At 32.1% G+C, this 16,688-nt stretch carries 17 protein-coding genes; all 17 read right to left on the reverse strand.

All coding sequences use genetic code 11. The annotated features are described in order from the left end of the window. Nucleotides 1-4: 4 nt before the first annotated feature. Entirely contained in the window at nucleotides 5-889 is an 885-nt protein-coding gene (locus SCA31_RS17760; RefSeq protein ID WP_410698339.1) for an NAD-dependent epimerase/dehydratase family protein, read from the reverse strand. Continuing rightward, the gene (locus SCA31_RS17765; protein WP_410698341.1) at nucleotides 889-2,091 is read right to left on the reverse strand and encodes a glycosyltransferase family 4 protein; all 1,203 of its coding nucleotides are present in this window, start codon (nucleotides 2,089-2,091) and stop codon (nucleotides 889-891) included. Before SCA31_RS17765 ends, SCA31_RS17760 begins: the two co-directional genes overlap by 1 nt. Next, nucleotides 2,091-3,230: a non-hydrolyzing UDP-N-acetylglucosamine 2-epimerase gene (wecB, locus tag SCA31_RS17770; RefSeq protein WP_410698342.1), complete on the reverse strand. Its 1,140-nt coding sequence runs from the start codon at nucleotides 3,228-3,230 to the stop codon at nucleotides 2,091-2,093. The genes SCA31_RS17765 and wecB overlap by 1 nt, the downstream gene beginning before the upstream one ends. A 93-nt stretch (nucleotides 3,231-3,323) precedes the next feature. Continuing rightward, complete coding sequence (locus tag SCA31_RS17775; protein WP_410698343.1) at nucleotides 3,324-4,442, reverse strand: NAD-dependent epimerase/dehydratase family protein; 1,119 nt, start codon at nucleotides 4,440-4,442, stop codon at nucleotides 3,324-3,326. Then, nucleotides 4,439-4,852, reverse strand: a complete 414-nt coding sequence (locus SCA31_RS17780; protein ID WP_410698344.1) for a sugar epimerase — start codon at nucleotides 4,850-4,852, stop codon at nucleotides 4,439-4,441. The genes SCA31_RS17775 and SCA31_RS17780 overlap by 4 nt, the downstream gene beginning before the upstream one ends. A gap of 46 nt (nucleotides 4,853-4,898) precedes the next feature. After that, nucleotides 4,899-5,933, reverse strand: coding sequence for a polysaccharide biosynthesis protein (locus SCA31_RS17785; protein WP_106914909.1), 1,035 nt, complete (start codon nucleotides 5,931-5,933; stop codon nucleotides 4,899-4,901). A gap of 10 nt (nucleotides 5,934-5,943) precedes the next feature. Next, nucleotides 5,944-6,714, reverse strand: coding sequence for an AglZ/HisF2 family acetamidino modification protein (locus SCA31_RS17790; RefSeq protein ID WP_106914908.1), 771 nt, complete (start codon nucleotides 6,712-6,714; stop codon nucleotides 5,944-5,946). Then, nucleotides 6,708-7,325: an imidazole glycerol phosphate synthase subunit HisH gene (gene hisH, locus SCA31_RS17795; protein WP_106914907.1), complete on the reverse strand. Its 618-nt coding sequence runs from the start codon at nucleotides 7,323-7,325 to the stop codon at nucleotides 6,708-6,710. Before hisH ends, SCA31_RS17790 begins: the two co-directional genes overlap by 7 nt. A 1-nt stretch (nucleotide 7,326) precedes the next feature. Next, nucleotides 7,327-8,475 carry an N-acetyl sugar amidotransferase gene (locus tag SCA31_RS17800; protein WP_106914906.1) on the reverse strand — a complete coding sequence of 383 codons (1,149 nt, stop codon included), beginning with the start codon at nucleotides 8,473-8,475 and terminating at the stop codon, nucleotides 7,327-7,329. Nucleotides 8,476-8,660: 185 nt separating this feature from the next. Further along, nucleotides 8,661-9,278 carry a CatB-related O-acetyltransferase gene (locus SCA31_RS17805; RefSeq protein WP_106914905.1) on the reverse strand — a complete coding sequence of 206 codons (618 nt, stop codon included), beginning with the start codon at nucleotides 9,276-9,278 and terminating at the stop codon, nucleotides 8,661-8,663. Then, nucleotides 9,272-10,489 carry a glycosyltransferase family 4 protein gene (locus SCA31_RS17810; protein WP_410698346.1) on the reverse strand — a complete coding sequence of 406 codons (1,218 nt, stop codon included), beginning with the start codon at nucleotides 10,487-10,489 and terminating at the stop codon, nucleotides 9,272-9,274. The genes SCA31_RS17805 and SCA31_RS17810 overlap by 7 nt, the downstream gene beginning before the upstream one ends. A 94-nt stretch (nucleotides 10,490-10,583) precedes the next feature. Further along, complete coding sequence (locus tag SCA31_RS17815) at nucleotides 10,584-11,567, reverse strand: glycosyltransferase (RefSeq protein WP_410698347.1); 984 nt, start codon at nucleotides 11,565-11,567, stop codon at nucleotides 10,584-10,586. Next, nucleotides 11,567-12,358 (reverse strand): hypothetical protein, encoded by a 792-nt coding sequence (locus SCA31_RS17820; RefSeq protein WP_410698348.1) that lies wholly within the window; start codon nucleotides 12,356-12,358, stop codon nucleotides 11,567-11,569. Before SCA31_RS17820 ends, SCA31_RS17815 begins: the two co-directional genes overlap by 1 nt. Then, nucleotides 12,359-13,474 (reverse strand): EpsG family protein, encoded by a 1,116-nt coding sequence (locus SCA31_RS17825; RefSeq protein ID WP_410698349.1) that lies wholly within the window; start codon nucleotides 13,472-13,474, stop codon nucleotides 12,359-12,361. A 31-nt stretch (nucleotides 13,475-13,505) separates the two neighbouring features. Continuing rightward, the gene (locus SCA31_RS17830) at nucleotides 13,506-14,135 is read right to left on the reverse strand and encodes a CatB-related O-acetyltransferase (protein WP_410698350.1); all 630 of its coding nucleotides are present in this window, start codon (nucleotides 14,133-14,135) and stop codon (nucleotides 13,506-13,508) included. Then, nucleotides 14,128-15,414: an oligosaccharide flippase family protein gene (locus tag SCA31_RS17835; protein ID WP_410698351.1), complete on the reverse strand. Its 1,287-nt coding sequence runs from the start codon at nucleotides 15,412-15,414 to the stop codon at nucleotides 14,128-14,130. The genes SCA31_RS17830 and SCA31_RS17835 overlap by 8 nt, the downstream gene beginning before the upstream one ends. After that, on the reverse strand, nucleotides 15,401-16,687 hold the full coding sequence (locus SCA31_RS17840) for a nucleotide sugar dehydrogenase (RefSeq protein WP_410698352.1): 1,287 nt from the start codon (nucleotides 16,685-16,687) through the stop codon (nucleotides 15,401-15,403). Before SCA31_RS17840 ends, SCA31_RS17835 begins: the two co-directional genes overlap by 14 nt. Between the last annotated feature and the right edge of the window lies 1 nt (nucleotide 16,688).

Genomic DNA, 16,688 nt, shown 5'->3' on the forward strand with positions numbered 1-16,688 from the left:
TGGATTAAAATTTATCTATAGATTTTGTTAGTGTACATCCAAACTCTTCAATAAGTCGTTTATTGGAAAAAGTTAAAGATTTTGTTATTTTTTTTAATTTTAAAGAGTTGATTGGTGCTTTTGACCCAAGCAAGTCTCCAAACAAAGCTAAGCTTTTTGCTATAAAAAAAGGAATGGATAAAACTCTTTTGTTCTGCTTTTTTGCCAATGCATCACCTATCTCTTTAAAAGTAGGCGGATGTGAATCGCAAACATTATATATCCCCGCTTTTTTATATGGTGAAAGTTCAATCAAATGGGCAAAATCATCTACCCAAAATATACTTTTAAGAGCGTCTCCCTTTCCAATATTAAAATATCGTCCTTTATTGATTGCATTAATCATATCTCCTAAATTACCTGGAGGATTAGGTCCGGCAATAAGAGATGGACGAAAAATGAAAAGCTTTACATTATGTTGTTTTGACCAATTTATCAGATAGTTTTCTGCCAACAGCTTGCTTTTGGCGTAAGGCGTTGTCCCCAAAGTAGAATATTCTTCATCAATATTTTCGCCGGTCTCCTTTCCATATACTGCTACAGTACTAAGAAAGATAAATATTTTCGGAGGGGTTAGTTCTAATGCCTTGCAAAGATTTTCAGTTCCATGAGTATTTACTTTGAAAAACTGTTCTTCATCTTGTAAAGAGCCCGGTATTGAATGGGCTTTTCCTGCTGCATGAAAAACAATATCAAAACGATCAGATACCCGAGGAATCTCTTTACTTAAATCAGCCACGATATCTCCATGTTTTGAACCCAGGGTACTAACTTCAAAACCTTTTTCATTTAAAATTGGTATAACATTTTTACCAACAAAACCATTCGAACCTGTAAAAAGTATTTTCATCAGATTATTTCATAAAATTTATCTAAGATTGCTTTTTCTGAAAATTTTGTTTCAGCCAACATTCTCGCTTTTCTGCTTTTTTCTTCAATATCCTTTAAAACTCTTTCATCTATTGAATTTAAAAATTCAACAAGTCCGGGATCTTTATGAGAAGTAAATACGTAGCCAATATTGTATTCTTTAATCAGCAAGCTCACTTCACTTCTAGGGTCTCCTATAAATAAAATGGGTTTACCGGCAGCCAGTATATTATATACTTTAGATGGGACTCCCAATCCAAACATACCCTCCGCTAGAGTTATCAAGGCTATATCTGACTGGTTAAGCACTGTTTGCTGCTCTGCCCTTGAATAGGCTCCTGCAAAGAAAACATTATTAAGCTTGTTTGTCTCTGCATAGTTCTTCATCTCATTTTTAACAGCTCCTTCTCCCACAAAGTAATAGGCTATGTTTTCATTTGGAACTTGTCTGACGGTTTCTAAAAAATTCATGAGTCCTTGTACCCTTCCAATATTTCCGGCATATTGAATGATTAGCTTTTTTCTTAACTCCGAATCTAATGTTAAGACATCATCTTTAGGTACCGGAATTATCTGATCAACATCTCCCCAATTTTCAATAATAACAATCTTTGCTTTAGTATTCTTTATCTTCGATTGTATTACTTCTTTCATATCTCTTCCCAATACAATCAGGAGGTCTGCTTTTGAATAGGCTTTATCAAAAATCTTTTTCAATACCCTGTAAACAATTGATGATTCTGACTTAACAATTCCTGCCGGAATTGTATTTTCCGGAAAAACATCATGAACCAGAATAATCAGCTGACTTCTTTTTATTATTTTCACCAATACAGCAAGAATAACTAAAGGGGCGGGATTTGTAACAATAAAAATCTTTTCGCCTTTTCTTACATTGACGAGTAGTTTATAAAAAATTAAAAAGCTAAGAAATATAAACCTGAAAGTTCTTCCGATCAAGCTATTTTTATTATTTGCAAAGCCTTTAATTCTTGATACTTTTACTCTGGAATCCAGCGAAAATCCTTCACTTTTACTTTTTGCACTGTCATAAACCGGCTCTCCACAAATAACATTTACCTGATATTTGGAAGATAGTTTATTGACAACCTTTGTGAGTATAAACGATGTTGATGTTTCTTCGGGGAAAAAGAGCTCCGTTGCTATCCAGATTTTTTCCATTATATATCTTGTGACCAAACAGTTCTTCTCACATAATCTGTATATGAAAGAATAATACGTACCATTTTCTCAGAAACATTCGGCATAGAATAGTCAGATACGGGTCTGTAATTCCTTTCTTTACCAATAGTTTGCTGTTGAAGCTGTACCATACCCTGTAAAATTCTCTCCGGCGAAAGACCTACCATCATTACAGATGTTTCTTCCATAGCCTCTGGTCTTTCATGAGCTTGTCTAATATTAAGGGCTCTGAAATTCAGGATTGAAGATTCTTCTGAGATAGTTCCTGAATCTGAAAGTACTGCAAATGATCTCATCTGAAGTGCATTATAATCATGGAATCCTAATGGTTTCAGGAATTGTATTTCAGGACGCATTTCAATCTGCATCTTATCAATCATATTTTTGGTACGTGGATGCGTTGATACAATAATTGGATATTGATATTTTTCAGCGATGGCATTTAATGACTCCATCAATCCTCTAAAATTCTTTTCAGAATTAATATTTTCTTCTCTATGAGATGAAACTACAAAATATTTCCCTTCTTCTAAGCTCAGGCGTGATAAAACATCAGAGCTCTCTATTTGAGGTAAGTAATGATTCAAGACTTCGAACATTGGTGAACCTGTTTTGATAATTCTATCAGCAGGAAGACCTTCTCGTAAGAGGTATTCTCGAGCAATATCAGAATAAGTTAGGTTAACATCGGCTGTGTGATCTACAATTTTACGGTTCGTTTCTTCTGGAACACGTTGATCGAAACATCTATTTCCTGCTTCCATGTGGAAAATTGGAATATGACGTTTCTTTGCAGGAATTGCACACAAGCAAGAGTTTGTATCTCCTAAAACCAGGAAAGCATCCGGCTGTAGTTCTTCCAAAAGAGGATCTATTTTAATAAGGATATTTCCTACTGTTTCTGTTGCCGTTTTTCCGGCAGCCTCAAGAAAATGATCCGGTTTACGAAGACCTAAATCTTCAAAAAAGATCTGATTTAGTTCGTAATCGTAATTTTGTCCGGTATGAACAATAGTATGTTCTATTGCCTCAGAAGCATCTAAGGCTGATAATACTCTTGATAGTCTTATAATTTCCGGTCTGGTTCCTACGACCGTCATCACTTTTAGTTTTTTCATTGTAATAGCGTTTGGCTTTTCAGCATTGGGCTTTCAGCAATTTGATATTATTATATTTTATTTTTGTAGTATTTATTAACCTGTTAGGGTTTGTTATACTTCCAAAAAGTAGGTATCTGAATCTTGAGGATTGAAAGGTTCATCAATCCAAAAAATAGTATACAAGTCTTCGTTTCCAATATTTTTGATGTTATGAGTATACCAGATAGGCATATCTACATAAGCTGGTTCTGTTCCGTCTAAATAGAAATCTAATGTTTCATCAGTATCAATTTTTCTTAATTGAATCAAGGCTTTTCCTTTAATGACTGCAAAACGTTCTATCTTTCGGGTATGATAATGGTTTCCTCTTGTAATTTCCGGAACAGTTGTGGAAAATGAACATTGTCCGCCAATTCCCAGACGGATTACTTCAACAAAGGCTCCACGTGGATCTGTATGCTGTGTAAACTTTACAGGATAATGTTCTTGATGATTGATATAAGAACGATACGTATTAAATAAGTTATGCTCAAATGTATCCTTTAAAGCAGGAATTTCTCCCCCCTCGAAATATTTGATTTTAAAATCATTCAATAAGGCTAAAACTTCAGAAACTTTTTTTGTAGCAGTTGCATCTACAAATAATTCCGGATGACTTTCTTCTGAACGAATTTCAGAAATAATTCTCATAACCAGCTCCTGAACATAGATTAGCTTTACTTCGCCATCGTTATCAATATTAGGTACTTCGCCATGGGTTAGCTGATAACAAAATGTAGCAATGAATGAATTATAATATGGTTTTCCAAAAGCTCCAAAAACATTAGGAATAATTAATCCTGAAACTTTGCCTCCATTATCATTTGCCCAATTTACTAAAGCTTCTCTTCCCTCACGTTTGGATTTGCCATAAAGGTTATCACGCTCTTCTTGTGTAGAGGATGAAATAAGAACATGTGCTTTGGAGTTGGTTCTCTTTAAAGCATCAACAAGATTTTGGGCTAGCCTAACATTCGTTTCGTAGATAACTTCTGCATTTTCGTGGCGGTTCATTGCAGCTAAATGCACAATAACATCACATGTTGCAACAAAGGCATCCAGAGCTTCTGTATTTTCGAAGTATTCTTTCTGAAAATCAACACGTTCAAATTCTTCAGGAAATAATCCTAAGGTATTATATAAATGCCGGCCAACAAATCCATTTTGTCCGGTTATTCCAATTTTTTTCATAAATTAATATTAAAGTGATTGAGCGGAAATCTGTACTCATCTTTAATTTCACCCAATCCGTGATCAGCAAGTACCAACAATTTACTATTCTCTTCCATAGCCTTGATCGCAGTAATACCTCCTGGTTCTATATGAAGAAAATCTAAAGTATCAGCATTGAGATCGTAATATTTTATTTCTAAATCAGGTGACGGGTTTTCAAAGTTATCAACATAGATAACGGCTATTCTAAAACAGCCCTGCGTGCAAGCAAACCAACGCTGCTCTATAGCATGTCCCTGCCATCCTCTTATAAAATCAATATTCGAATTTTCTATTGTGTAAATTCTTTTTACAGCTGAAGCATCGAAATCATTATTAAATTTAATAACTCCTCTTTCATCCTTAAACTTATTCCCTTTATTAAACATAAATACTCTATTTTATTTCATTTTATGGAAAGAATAAGTATATCTTCTAGTAAGGATATTGCATCACATCTTCTCCAAAAACTTCTTTTTTAATTAACGGCAAAGTTGAAACCAGCTTTTTAAGCCCGTCTACTCCTTGCTGCTCTGTATTATGAGAATGATAATCTTCTACTTTAGAAATATCTTCTTCTCCTTCCGAGAAATACTTCGCATAGTTAAGATCACGATTATCTGCAGGCACTCTGTAGAAATCTCCCATATCTTCAGCTTTTAGCATTTCTTCACGGGTACAAAGTGTTTCATATAACTTTTCACCATGACGAGTCCCTATAATCTTGATAGGAACTTCTTTACCTGTAAGCTCTATTAAAGCTTTAGCCAAATCACCAATACTTCCTGCCGGTGCTTTATTTACAAACAAATCACCAGGATTTCCATTTTCAAAAGCAAATAATACCAAGTCTACAGCGTCTTCAAGAGACATGAAGAAACGTGACATATTAGGATCTGTAATTGTTATAGGTTCTCCTTTTTGAATTTGATTTAAAAACAAAGGAATAACAGAACCTCTGGATGCCATTACATTTCCATAGCGTGTAAGACATACAACGGTATCTGTAAGGTTTCTGGCTTCTGCAACAGCAACTTTTTCCATCATTGCTTTAGATATTCCCATTGCATTAATGGGGTAAGCTGCTTTATCTGTAGAAAGACAGATAACTTTTTTCACTCCATTTGCTGCAGCTGCGCGGATAACATTCTGAGTTCCCTCAACGTTGGTTTTCACAGCCTGCATTGGAAAGAATTCACATGATGGCACCTGCTTCAGTGCTGCCGCATGAAAAATATAATCTACACCCCGCATTGCCGGTTCTACAGAATTATAATCACGGACATCACCTATATAGTATTTTATTTTTTCATTTTTATACAGGTTTCGCATATCATCCTGCTTCTTTTCGTCACGAGAAAAAATACGAATTTCCTTGAAATGATCTGTCGCTAAAAAGCGATTAAGTACAGCTGTTCCAAATGAACCTGTACCACCAGTAATCAAAAGTGTTTTATGTTGAATTTGCATACGGTATTCCTTAAAAGTACTGCTTTATAATTTCTTCTTTTTCCTTAAAATTTGGATAATTGATCAATACAGCTTTGAGTTTGCCTTTATAAACAAAAAGACTACCTGCAGAAGCTCCTATTATACCAAATTTATTAATTAGCTGTCCCACATCATCCATTGTTCCTGCACCACCAATAGCGGTCATTGGCAATGTAGTCTCTTTTCTTGCTGTTTCCATCAGTTTCATGTCATATCCTTTCATAACACCGTCGTTGTCAATAGAATTGATAACGATTTCTCCAGCACCTAGTCTCTCAAATTCTTTAATGAGTTCAAAAGGGGATTTTCCTGTAGATTTTTTCCCGTTATGGGTATAAACTTCATAGCCACCAAATAGTTTTTTCTTAACATCCAGTACTACTACTACACTTTGGCTTCCTACTTTATCTGAAATTTCTTTAATGAGTTGAGGGTTTTTCAATGCACCACTACTGAATGCTATTTTTTCTACTCCTAATGAAAAAATTCTTTGAGCCTGTTCTACTGTAGTTACTCCTCCTCCATAGCACAATGGCATTCTGCATTCTTCAGCCCAATGTTCTATCATTTTGAAATCAGGCCCGCGTCCTTCTGCAGTGGCATCAATATCTAGAATGATAATTTCATCAACTTCCTTTTCATTGAAAATCCTTACTGCGTTCATAGGATCTCCAAGATATCTTGGTTTTTTGAAGTTTTCTGTTTTTACAAGGCCCTTGTCATGAACTAAAAGGCATGGTATAATACGTGGTCTTAACATTTTTCTGCGAAATTCTTTAATAACTGAATGCCAAAATGATGACTTTTTTCTGGATGAAACTGAGCACCAAATATATTTTTATGATTGATAGCACTTGTAAACTTTATTCCATAATCAGTTTCTGCAATGATATCATCATTATTTTCACATTTAAAATAGTATGAATGTAGAAAATAATATCTTGGATTTTCATCTAGATCTTGTAATAGTGGAGTTTCTTTGGTTAACTGTATATCATTCCATCCCATGTGAGGCAATGGTAGTTTGGCAGAAACCTGTGCCGCATCAAATTTATGAACATGGGCATCTACCCAGCCCAGCCCTTCTAAATTTCCTTCATCACTACCTTTAGCCATCATTTGCATTCCTACGCAAACCCCTACTACAGGAAGTTTTTTCTCTAGAACCAACTCATTTACCTTATCTTTCATCCCAGAGTCATTAAATCGTTGCATGGCATAATCAAAATGCCCAACACCAGGAAGAATAAGTTTAGTTGCCTGTTCCAGATCTTCTACTTTTTTGGCTGTTGCTGCAGGAATATTAAGCTGTTTAAAAATATTTAAAAAAGCATTAATATTACCTACACCATAATCTATTATTGTTACCATTTTACTTGAATGCTCTTTTTTCTAATCCTAACATCTGCATTACCTTTGTTCCTAGCTGAATAAGTTTATAGTTATTCTTATAATCCATAAAGTTCTTATTCTGACCATTGAAGTATGACCATAATTCTTCTGTAGTAAAATCAAGTTTTTTAGCTACATATTCGAATTCTTTCATCAACTCATCTTCTGGTAATTCTGGAGATGAAACTCTTTTTAAAGCATCTTCTCTTGTCATTTGTCCTGTTAAAACTAAAGATGACAAGTGGTTCTTTCTTTTGTCAAAACCAAACTTTCTTGGTAACCAAAAAGCCTCGTACCATCTTGTAAATCTAGACTCGTGATGCTTGTGTTTGTAGCGTTGCCATCCGTATTCATTTTCCAATAGATCTTCCGCTTCTTTCTTAAGAAACTTAACATGATCCAAAGGCTTTACTACTCTAACACCATTGATCAATCTGTATTGAATTTTATACTTGAAGATATCACATGTTGGGAACGTTTTAAGTTTTCTGCTTCCAAACTTTTTATGGATATCACTCACATACTTCATATCAGTTTGATAGTAAGCACCCCAAGCTAAAGGTTCTCTTACGCATTCGGTAGAAAAGTTTCCTCCTGTAAGAATATATTTGATACCATTTTTGGCACAATAATTATAAAGTGATGAGAAAAACACCAAGTCTTGTGGGGTATCAATGTCTGGAACCTGAGATTTAATAAAAGCTCTTTGAAGATCTTTCATTTCTTCCCAATTAATAACATCTGTATATAAGTCTACCCCAAGTCCGTCAACAAGGTTTTTGATATTATTGGTTGATACATCTGAATTCCAACCGGCATCTACGTGGTAAAGAAGTGGTCTTAATCCCCATTTTTTCACAGCAAGATGAACAAGGAAAGAACTATCCAAACCTCCGGAAATACCAATAATACAATCGTGGTCCTTGCCTTTTCCTTCTGCTTTTATTTTATCAATAACTTTTTGTATTTCGGCTTCTCCTTGTTCGTTGGGATGCCAATAAGGTAAAATATTATTATAGTAATTGTGACAGTAGTCACACATTCCTTTTTCGTCAAAGATAATAGATTCGTCTGTACTGTCCATAATACAGTTGGTACATACCTGGACTTCGTGCTTTTTTATTTCCATTTATTTTTTTGCAAAATTAGCGATTTACATTATAAATTCTAAAACATTAAGAGGTTATAAATTAATTATAGAAAAACACCTCTTTTTTTTTACTACAAAACCTGTTCCCTTTCTAAAGAATCAAAAAATATTAAGCCTTTATATTGAATAGAAACTTTTCTTATAGTTTATTAATATTGTTCTCGTTAATGAGAACCTTTTTTTTCTATAAAGGCTTTTACATCATTAAATAAATGACCTGATTCCTTTATAGCTTTATCATCCCATTCCCACCATTTTGTATCGAGTAATTTCTCTATGACATCATCATCAAATCTCTTTCTAATCATTCTTGCCGGATTACCTCCCCATATTTCATAGGGTCCTACATTTTTTGTCACCACACTTCCCATACCTAAAACAGCTCCGTCTCCAATGGTAACATTAGCTTTTATGAGAACATTATTTCCAATCCAAACATCATTACCAACCTTCGTAGAGGTATCTAATGAAAACTTATGATATGCAAATTTTTGTGGAAGATGATCTTTATTTTCATTAAAAACCGGAGAGGTAGAAACCCAATCTAATGTATGGGGCGGGCCTCCGATAATGATATTTGCACCTAGTGAACAAAAAGCTCCTATTGAAGAGTTAATAATAACACAATCGTATCCTACATCTGAATGTTTACCAATTGTAGAACCTACAACCTGGCTGCCAGCACTCACCTTAGACGTTTTGTGAATCTGAGAATCAACAACAGCCTTAAATCTAATTTTTTTCAAAAGTTTAGACCAGTAGTATTCAATTTTGTTTAGCATAATTCAATAGATTTTTTCGAAATTACAGAATAATAGAATTCTTTTGCTAGTGGTGAATTAGCTTTCTCTAGCATATTTTCATATACATCAGGATCATTAAGAATTTCTATAAGTACCTTTTCTATTTCTTCTATGGATTCATTTTTCAAGAAACGACAATTTCCACCAATATCTACATGGGTCATCCCATCCCAATATTTGAAAATAGCAGGTTTACCTGCCCCTACTGCCTGCTCCCACAGAACTGAATGGGTTCCCGGAAAAATAATTAAGTCAGACATCAGCAAATAATCTAAGATTTTCTCTTGAGAAAGCCACCCCACGAATATTATATTTTCAGAGTCCAAAAGTTGGTCTATCATCTCTTTACTTTCCGGAGCAATTACCCCAAAAACAACCAGCTTAAACTTTTTATTCGAATTTTTGATATTCCTTACCGCTTCTAAAACAAGATGAATATTTTTCTGGAAGTCAATTTTACCACCTGTTAGAATAACAAATTCATCATCTTCTATTCGTAATTCTTTTCTAAGATTAACTCCTACATTGCTATTAATGAGTTCCTGTAATTTGTGGTCATCAACCCCCATTCTTAAGAACTTTATTTTTTCATCCGGTAACTGATATGCATCTTTCAGGAAATCACACCGAAGAGGAGTAACCCCATAGAAAAATTTGATATCATTTTTTATTTTTTTCCCTATCAATCTCCATATTAAGTGGTGAAAAATATTCTTAGAAACCCAAGATTTTGCACTGTTAATATAATCTGTGTGGCAATCAGAATAAACTGTCACATTATTTTTTTTGGCATATTCCATTACTGGCAGGATATCCATAAAAGAATAATCATGAATAAATAAAATATCTGGAGCTTCTTCTACAATATATTTCATGAGGTTATCATAGATTCTAATAAAACTATTCAATTTATGAAATGGTTTTTTATAATCTAATCTTACAACCTTATAGCCGTCTTTTGCCATATATTCTCCTCCGGATGGAAGTATGCATGGTTTACCATTACTATCAAATGAGACCAATGATGCTATTACAGTAACATCATATCCCATCTCTTTATGATACTTTGGTAACATATTTTCCTGATAAGAAAAATCATCAATATAAAAACATGATAAACAAAGGTGTACTATCTTAGCCTTATGATTTTCTGACTTTGTTAAAGATGTTTCGTTATGTTTTTTTTCCATTTGTTTTTGCACTTTGATAAGATTATTTTAAATTTGATCTAGTCATTTATTTTTGATTTGATCTCTAAATAAAAATCTTCTTTTTAAAAAGAAACTACCATTTCGTTAATTTTTTATTTTTCAATATTGAGAATACATTCAAATAAAGCGGCATACTCATATTAAAAATAAAAATCTGTACTCTATATTTTAAAATTTCAGATTTAGAAATTTCATTAATTAATTTCAGATTTTTTTTTATTTCAGTTATAAACAACCTGCGATCTTCTAATGATGCTTCTAAAATATTATCAAAAGCGCCATTAAAAGCTAGCCCAATATAGTTGTAAAACTTAGTCTTAAATTTATCCTCAGTAACATTTTCTTTTAAAAAATGATATGTTGATTCCATCACTTGTAAAAGATCAAATGATTTTTTTGAATTGGCCGTTCTTGTGATTGATTGAGGGTTATGATAGACATTATAATATGACTTTTCAACAAAAAAAACGGTTTTTGCATAATAAAATGCCCTTGGACTAAATTCATTATCTTCATGATAAATACCTGCTTTAAAAAAAAGCTGATTCTCTACCAAAAAAGATCTTTTAAAAATATTAAGACATACAGGAAATCTTATAAAGTTGGAATTTAAAATATATTCCTTTCCGGAAAGAAGTTGATCATAAAATGTTATATCCTCTTCCCTTATAACCCCATGTCCATTTTTAAAATCGGTTGCATTAAAATGTAAAATATCTAAGTCATTTTTTTCACAAAGATTATACATTTCTGCGAGACAATTAGTATTTATCCAATCATCAGAATCAATAAACCAGACATACTTTCCTTTAGCATTACGAATGCCTGTATTTCTAGCCTCACTAAGTCCTTTATTTTCTTGTGAAAAAATATGAATGTTATTATGAGAGCTTGAATATCCTTGAGCAATTTCTAGACTTTTATCTGTTGATCCATCATTAATGAATAAAACTTCATATTCGTCTGATAATAAGTCTTGTGAAAAGCAACTATCTAAACATTTTTTTATAAAGTTTTCAACCTGATATGCTGGTACTATTAAAGAAAATTTAATCATTATTTTTTAATTTTTGACAAAATAAATCTTCTAATTGGTAATAGAGAGGGCATTAGTTTATTATTAACAAATTTTTCACCTGCAATTTTTCCTTTCTCAAATAAGGAAAATTTTAAACTTTTGGTAGTACATTGAGTATAAAGATTCATTATTCTCTGAGTATGAAACTCATCTATTCCAAACATTCTTGAATACCAAGAATGATACATAATTGGAACTTTATTCTGATTATATACAATAGTAGTATACCCATCCTTATCTTGTTCTGCATCTAAATAAAATGTTTTAAACTTTGTATTTAGCCAAATAAAAAAAGGATAAAAAGGTTCATAGTTATCCGTAATATTATATTCATGTGGCAGATTATCAGGTATAAATTTAGGATAATCTACTCCATTTTTTATATATTGATCTATTTCCGATAAAGAAAAATGCTTTCTGATTTCTTTAACATTAAAAATATTAAAAAATGGATTTGTAACAACTGGATTACCTGTACGGATAGATAAAGCACCTCCATCTCTTACTCCACAATTAACATAATCATTTTTTATTACAAATTCCAATAAATCAAGTAGTGCATTGTTATCAATTACAAATGCGTCTTCATCTATGTTAATAGCATAATCTATATCATATTTTAAGATGTCATACAAATAACCGTGTGCCGAGGTATAAGTAAGCCTTTTCCTTTCAAAAGGAATTAAAATAGTGTTATTACTTGCTTTATACAAGGCATAATTCATTGACCTTGTAAAAATCATTATTTTATAATTTTCAAACTTCATCATTTAAAAAATTGTTTCGTTAATAATTCTAAGAGCAAAGATCATCTGTATAAAAATGATTGCAATCAGATATATCCAAAATGAAATGTTATTTTTTTTACTTAAAAATATATAAAAAAGTGGGAAAGAATAAATAGTAAAATGATCCGTAATTCTTTCAACCAATAAAACAGACCTAAATAAAGAATATATTAAAATTCCAATTGTTAGAACATTTAATAGTTTATAATATACTTGATTCTCATCTCTTTTTAAAACTAATATAAAACACATAATAAAAAAGAATAAGAACTTAAGAGAAAAGCCTTCTGCTTCAAATGTTCCAAATCCTGTTGAATAGGTTCCAAGCTTACTTAAGAAAGAGGACTCAATTCCTACAGATCCTAAAGTTTGGAAAAAGAAAACGCCCAATGGAGCTGACAAGTTCAAAAAATACATAAGAAAAGCCACCACAAGTATTCCTATATGTACCTCTTTTTTTAGTTGTTTTGAAAACAATAGAGTTATAAGAATAAATGCACCAAAAATAGCTGATGTATGTAATGTGGTTGCTATTCCAAACAAACTTCCAACTATTAAATATTTTAAATATTTATTTTTTTTTGTATCTAAGGCAAAAGCAGCAGCGGCATAAATAATAGAGTATGCGATGCTTACTCTCATTAAGATTGCATTGGCATATAATCCAAAAAAAGCAATATAAAGAAGGAGGAATAAGGATGAAAAAAATACAATTTTCTTTTTCAATTCGGGGGCCCATTCAGCATTATAATCTTTTACAATTTTTTTAGAAGCGTAGCAAATTATTAGCATGTTGATAAAACATACTGTTCCCATATAAACACTGCTCTCCTCTGTGAAAAGTTTAATAACTTTAGTCACGAAACGGAAACCTGGTTCAAAACCAGAAATATTTCTGTATTCACTAAGATCCGAATCCTCATCTCCCCAATAGGCCAAATACATAATAGTATCTGGTACTTTATCTGTTCTTGTTCCTATAAGATAGGAAAAAACAAGAATAACATATAAGGCACCAAACGACCTATTGATACTCTTGTTAAAAAAAATCAAAAGAAGTACAGATAAAATATATACAATTAGAATTGGAATATCCATTTATTTTTACTAAGCTTATTTAATTTTAATTCTATCGTTTTAGAATTTCAGTAATTAGGTCAATATTACATTTTGTTTTCACCAGATCTTTATGGTTTTCTTTATACCAAGAAATATCTTTATTATATATATCTGGATTATTTTCTAACATTTCTATTGTTTCATCATCAAATCTTTTTCTTATAACTTTAGCAGGGCTACCACCAATAATACTATAACTAGGAAAAGATTTTGTTACCACTGTTCCCGCTGCAACTACGCATCCATTTCCTAATTCGACACCTGATACAATAGTAGATCCAAACCCGATCCAACAATTATCTCCTATAATTATTTTTCCTTTAGAATATCCACCTTCCCCATCGTTAATCAACATTGGGCTTATTGGATAACTAAATAATCCATCTATGAAATGATTTCCTCCAAGAATAAACTTAACATTCAATGCAATGGAACAAAAGCTTCCAATTTCTAAACCAGCATTCTTTTCACCATAGTCAAATACCTCTAATGGTCCATAACTAAATCGCCCTACCTTAACTCTATCTTTACTAAATAAACTTTTTGCAGTCGTGAAGTTATGTGAATTAAATTTTCTCCATTTAATTTTGAAAACAACTATTGCAATTATAGATTTAATATATGAAAACAGTCTACTCATCCTTGTAAAGTTTTTTTCGAAATTTATTTAAAATATAAAAGGTGAATCCAATTTCCAGAAATGAGGAAAATGTCACCGCAAGGGGCATTATAACAATACTTTTAAACAAAAGTAATCCACAAATAATAAAAATAAAATACCCAATAAAAGCAATGGTTTGATTATAAGCCACCATTTTATACAAACCATGGGGAACAAAAACAAAACTCATGATAGCACCCACTGTTAAAATGGTAAACACACTAAAGCTTATGGCAACCAACAACGAATAGGCATCCAACATATTTGCTCCACCCAAAAGTGTAATAATAGATTTACCAAAAACAACTAAAAATAAAACAATAAAAATTCCAATTAAAGTTTCATATTTAACGATTTTCTTCACTAAATTATATTTTGCATTTCCAACAATCTTTGGAAAAATAGCTCCGTTAATATTAGCAGTAATCAATGTGGGAACCTGAAATACTTTTAATGCCAAATCATAAAGTGCAACATCTTTGGTTGAAAAGAAAATAGCAATTAAAGTAGTTGTACTCTGCTGTTTAATAGCATTTGCAGAATTTGAAGCGAAAAATGGTGAAGACATCTTAATCCATTTCTTAATTTCAATTATACTAGGTCTAACAATATTGACTTTATCTTTATACAAAATAATATAAAATAAATATAAAGATGATAGTAAATTAAAAATTACAGTTATAGCTGTAAACACTAATATATTATCTTTTTCTTTGACAAAAATAAAAATAAAAGGTAAGGAAAAGAGTTTAAAAATAAGTTGTACAATTGTTACTACTCTCATTCGTTGCAATCCCTGAAAATACCATTGAGGATAAAGAACAAAACTAAAAATATTAATAAAGCACAGGAAATAAATTAATCCATTTTCCAGTAAGCCAGGCACTAAAAATATGATCGCTGTAAAAACAATGAGTGACAATAAAAATAATAAGAGTTTGGCATAAAAAACCACAGAAAAAGTCTGACTAATTTCGTTGGGTTTGTCCCGAGATAAAGAGATCTCCTTTAAAGCAGGAAAATCAAATCCAAATGTAATAACGGTTTGAAAATAGGTGGCAATATTTACTCCTACAACATACACCCCATAATTTGTTGGACCTAAAACCCGTATTAAATACGGATAGATAAGAATATAGAAAAAAGAGTTTAAAATTTGAAAGACAGTCATGAAAATATAATTCTCCACGACTGTCTTATTATTTTTTACACTAAGTTTAATCTTAGATAAACTATCTTTTACATTAAAGTCTCTCATCAACAACGGATCTGTCTAAACACGCTTTTACGTCAAATATAACGGATGTATTCCTATCCATTTTTGAAAAATCAATATTAATAAACTGATTATGAGAAACTGCTAAAACAACAACATCATAAAGACTTACGTCTGGAATATTATTAATAATACCTATTCCATACTCATCTTTTACTTCTTCTGCACTAGCCCATGGGTCACAGACTTCTACATCAAGTCCAAACTGATTAAGTTCATTATAAATATCAACAACTTTTGTATTTCTTACATCAGGGCAGTTTTCCTTAAAGGTAACACCTAGTATTAAAGCCTTAGATCCATGAATATTCATTTTCTTCCTAATCATAAGCTTTACTACTTTACCAGCAATAAACTGTGCCATCATATCATTTACTCTTCTACCACTTAAAATAACCTGAGGATGATACCCCAGCTCCTGAGCTTTATAAGCTAAATAATATGGATCTACTGAAATACAATGCCCCCCTACAAGACCTGGCGAGTAACGAAGAAAGTTAAATTTGGTTCCTGCAGCTTCTAATACATCATGAGTATCAATTCCAATTCTATCAAAAATCAAAGCCAACTCATTCACAAATGAAATATTTACATCTCTTTGAGCATTTTCAATGGCTTTGGAAGCTTCTGCAACTTTAATATTGGCAGCTTTATGGGTACCTGCTTTAATAATTGTTTTATAAAGCTGATCAATTTCTTCAGCAATTTCTGGTGTAGAACCTGAAGTTACCTTTTTTATGCTGGTTAATGTATTTACTTTATCACCTGGAACAATTCTTTCTGGAGAATATCCAACAAAGAAATCAACATTAAATTTAAGTCCAGATGTTTGTTCAAGAACAGGTACACAATCTTCTTCTGTACAACCAGGGTAAACAGTTGATTCGTAAATAATAATATCTCCAGCTTTAATAATACCACCTAGCATTTTACTTGCACTTAATAGTGGTTTTAAATCAGGGGCATTAAATCTGTCAATAGGTGTTGGAACCGTAACTATATATATATCTGCATTTTCTATATCAGATAAAGAAGCTGTAGGTTTATAACCCTTTTCAAAGGTACTATCGTTTGCTAACTGCAGAAGAGTACGTATTTCATTACTGTCAGCTTCCAATGTATGGTCCTCTCCTGTACTCAGTTCCTTTACTCTATCTTCATTGATATCAAAACCATATACAGGAAAATGTTTTGAAAACTCTAAGGCTAGAGGTAATCCTACATACCCTTGGCCAATAACTGCAATTTTCTTCATC

Source organism: Chryseobacterium sp. SIMBA_028 (genome assembly GCF_046535285.1).
GTDB lineage: Bacteria > Bacteroidota > Bacteroidia > Flavobacteriales > Weeksellaceae > Chryseobacterium.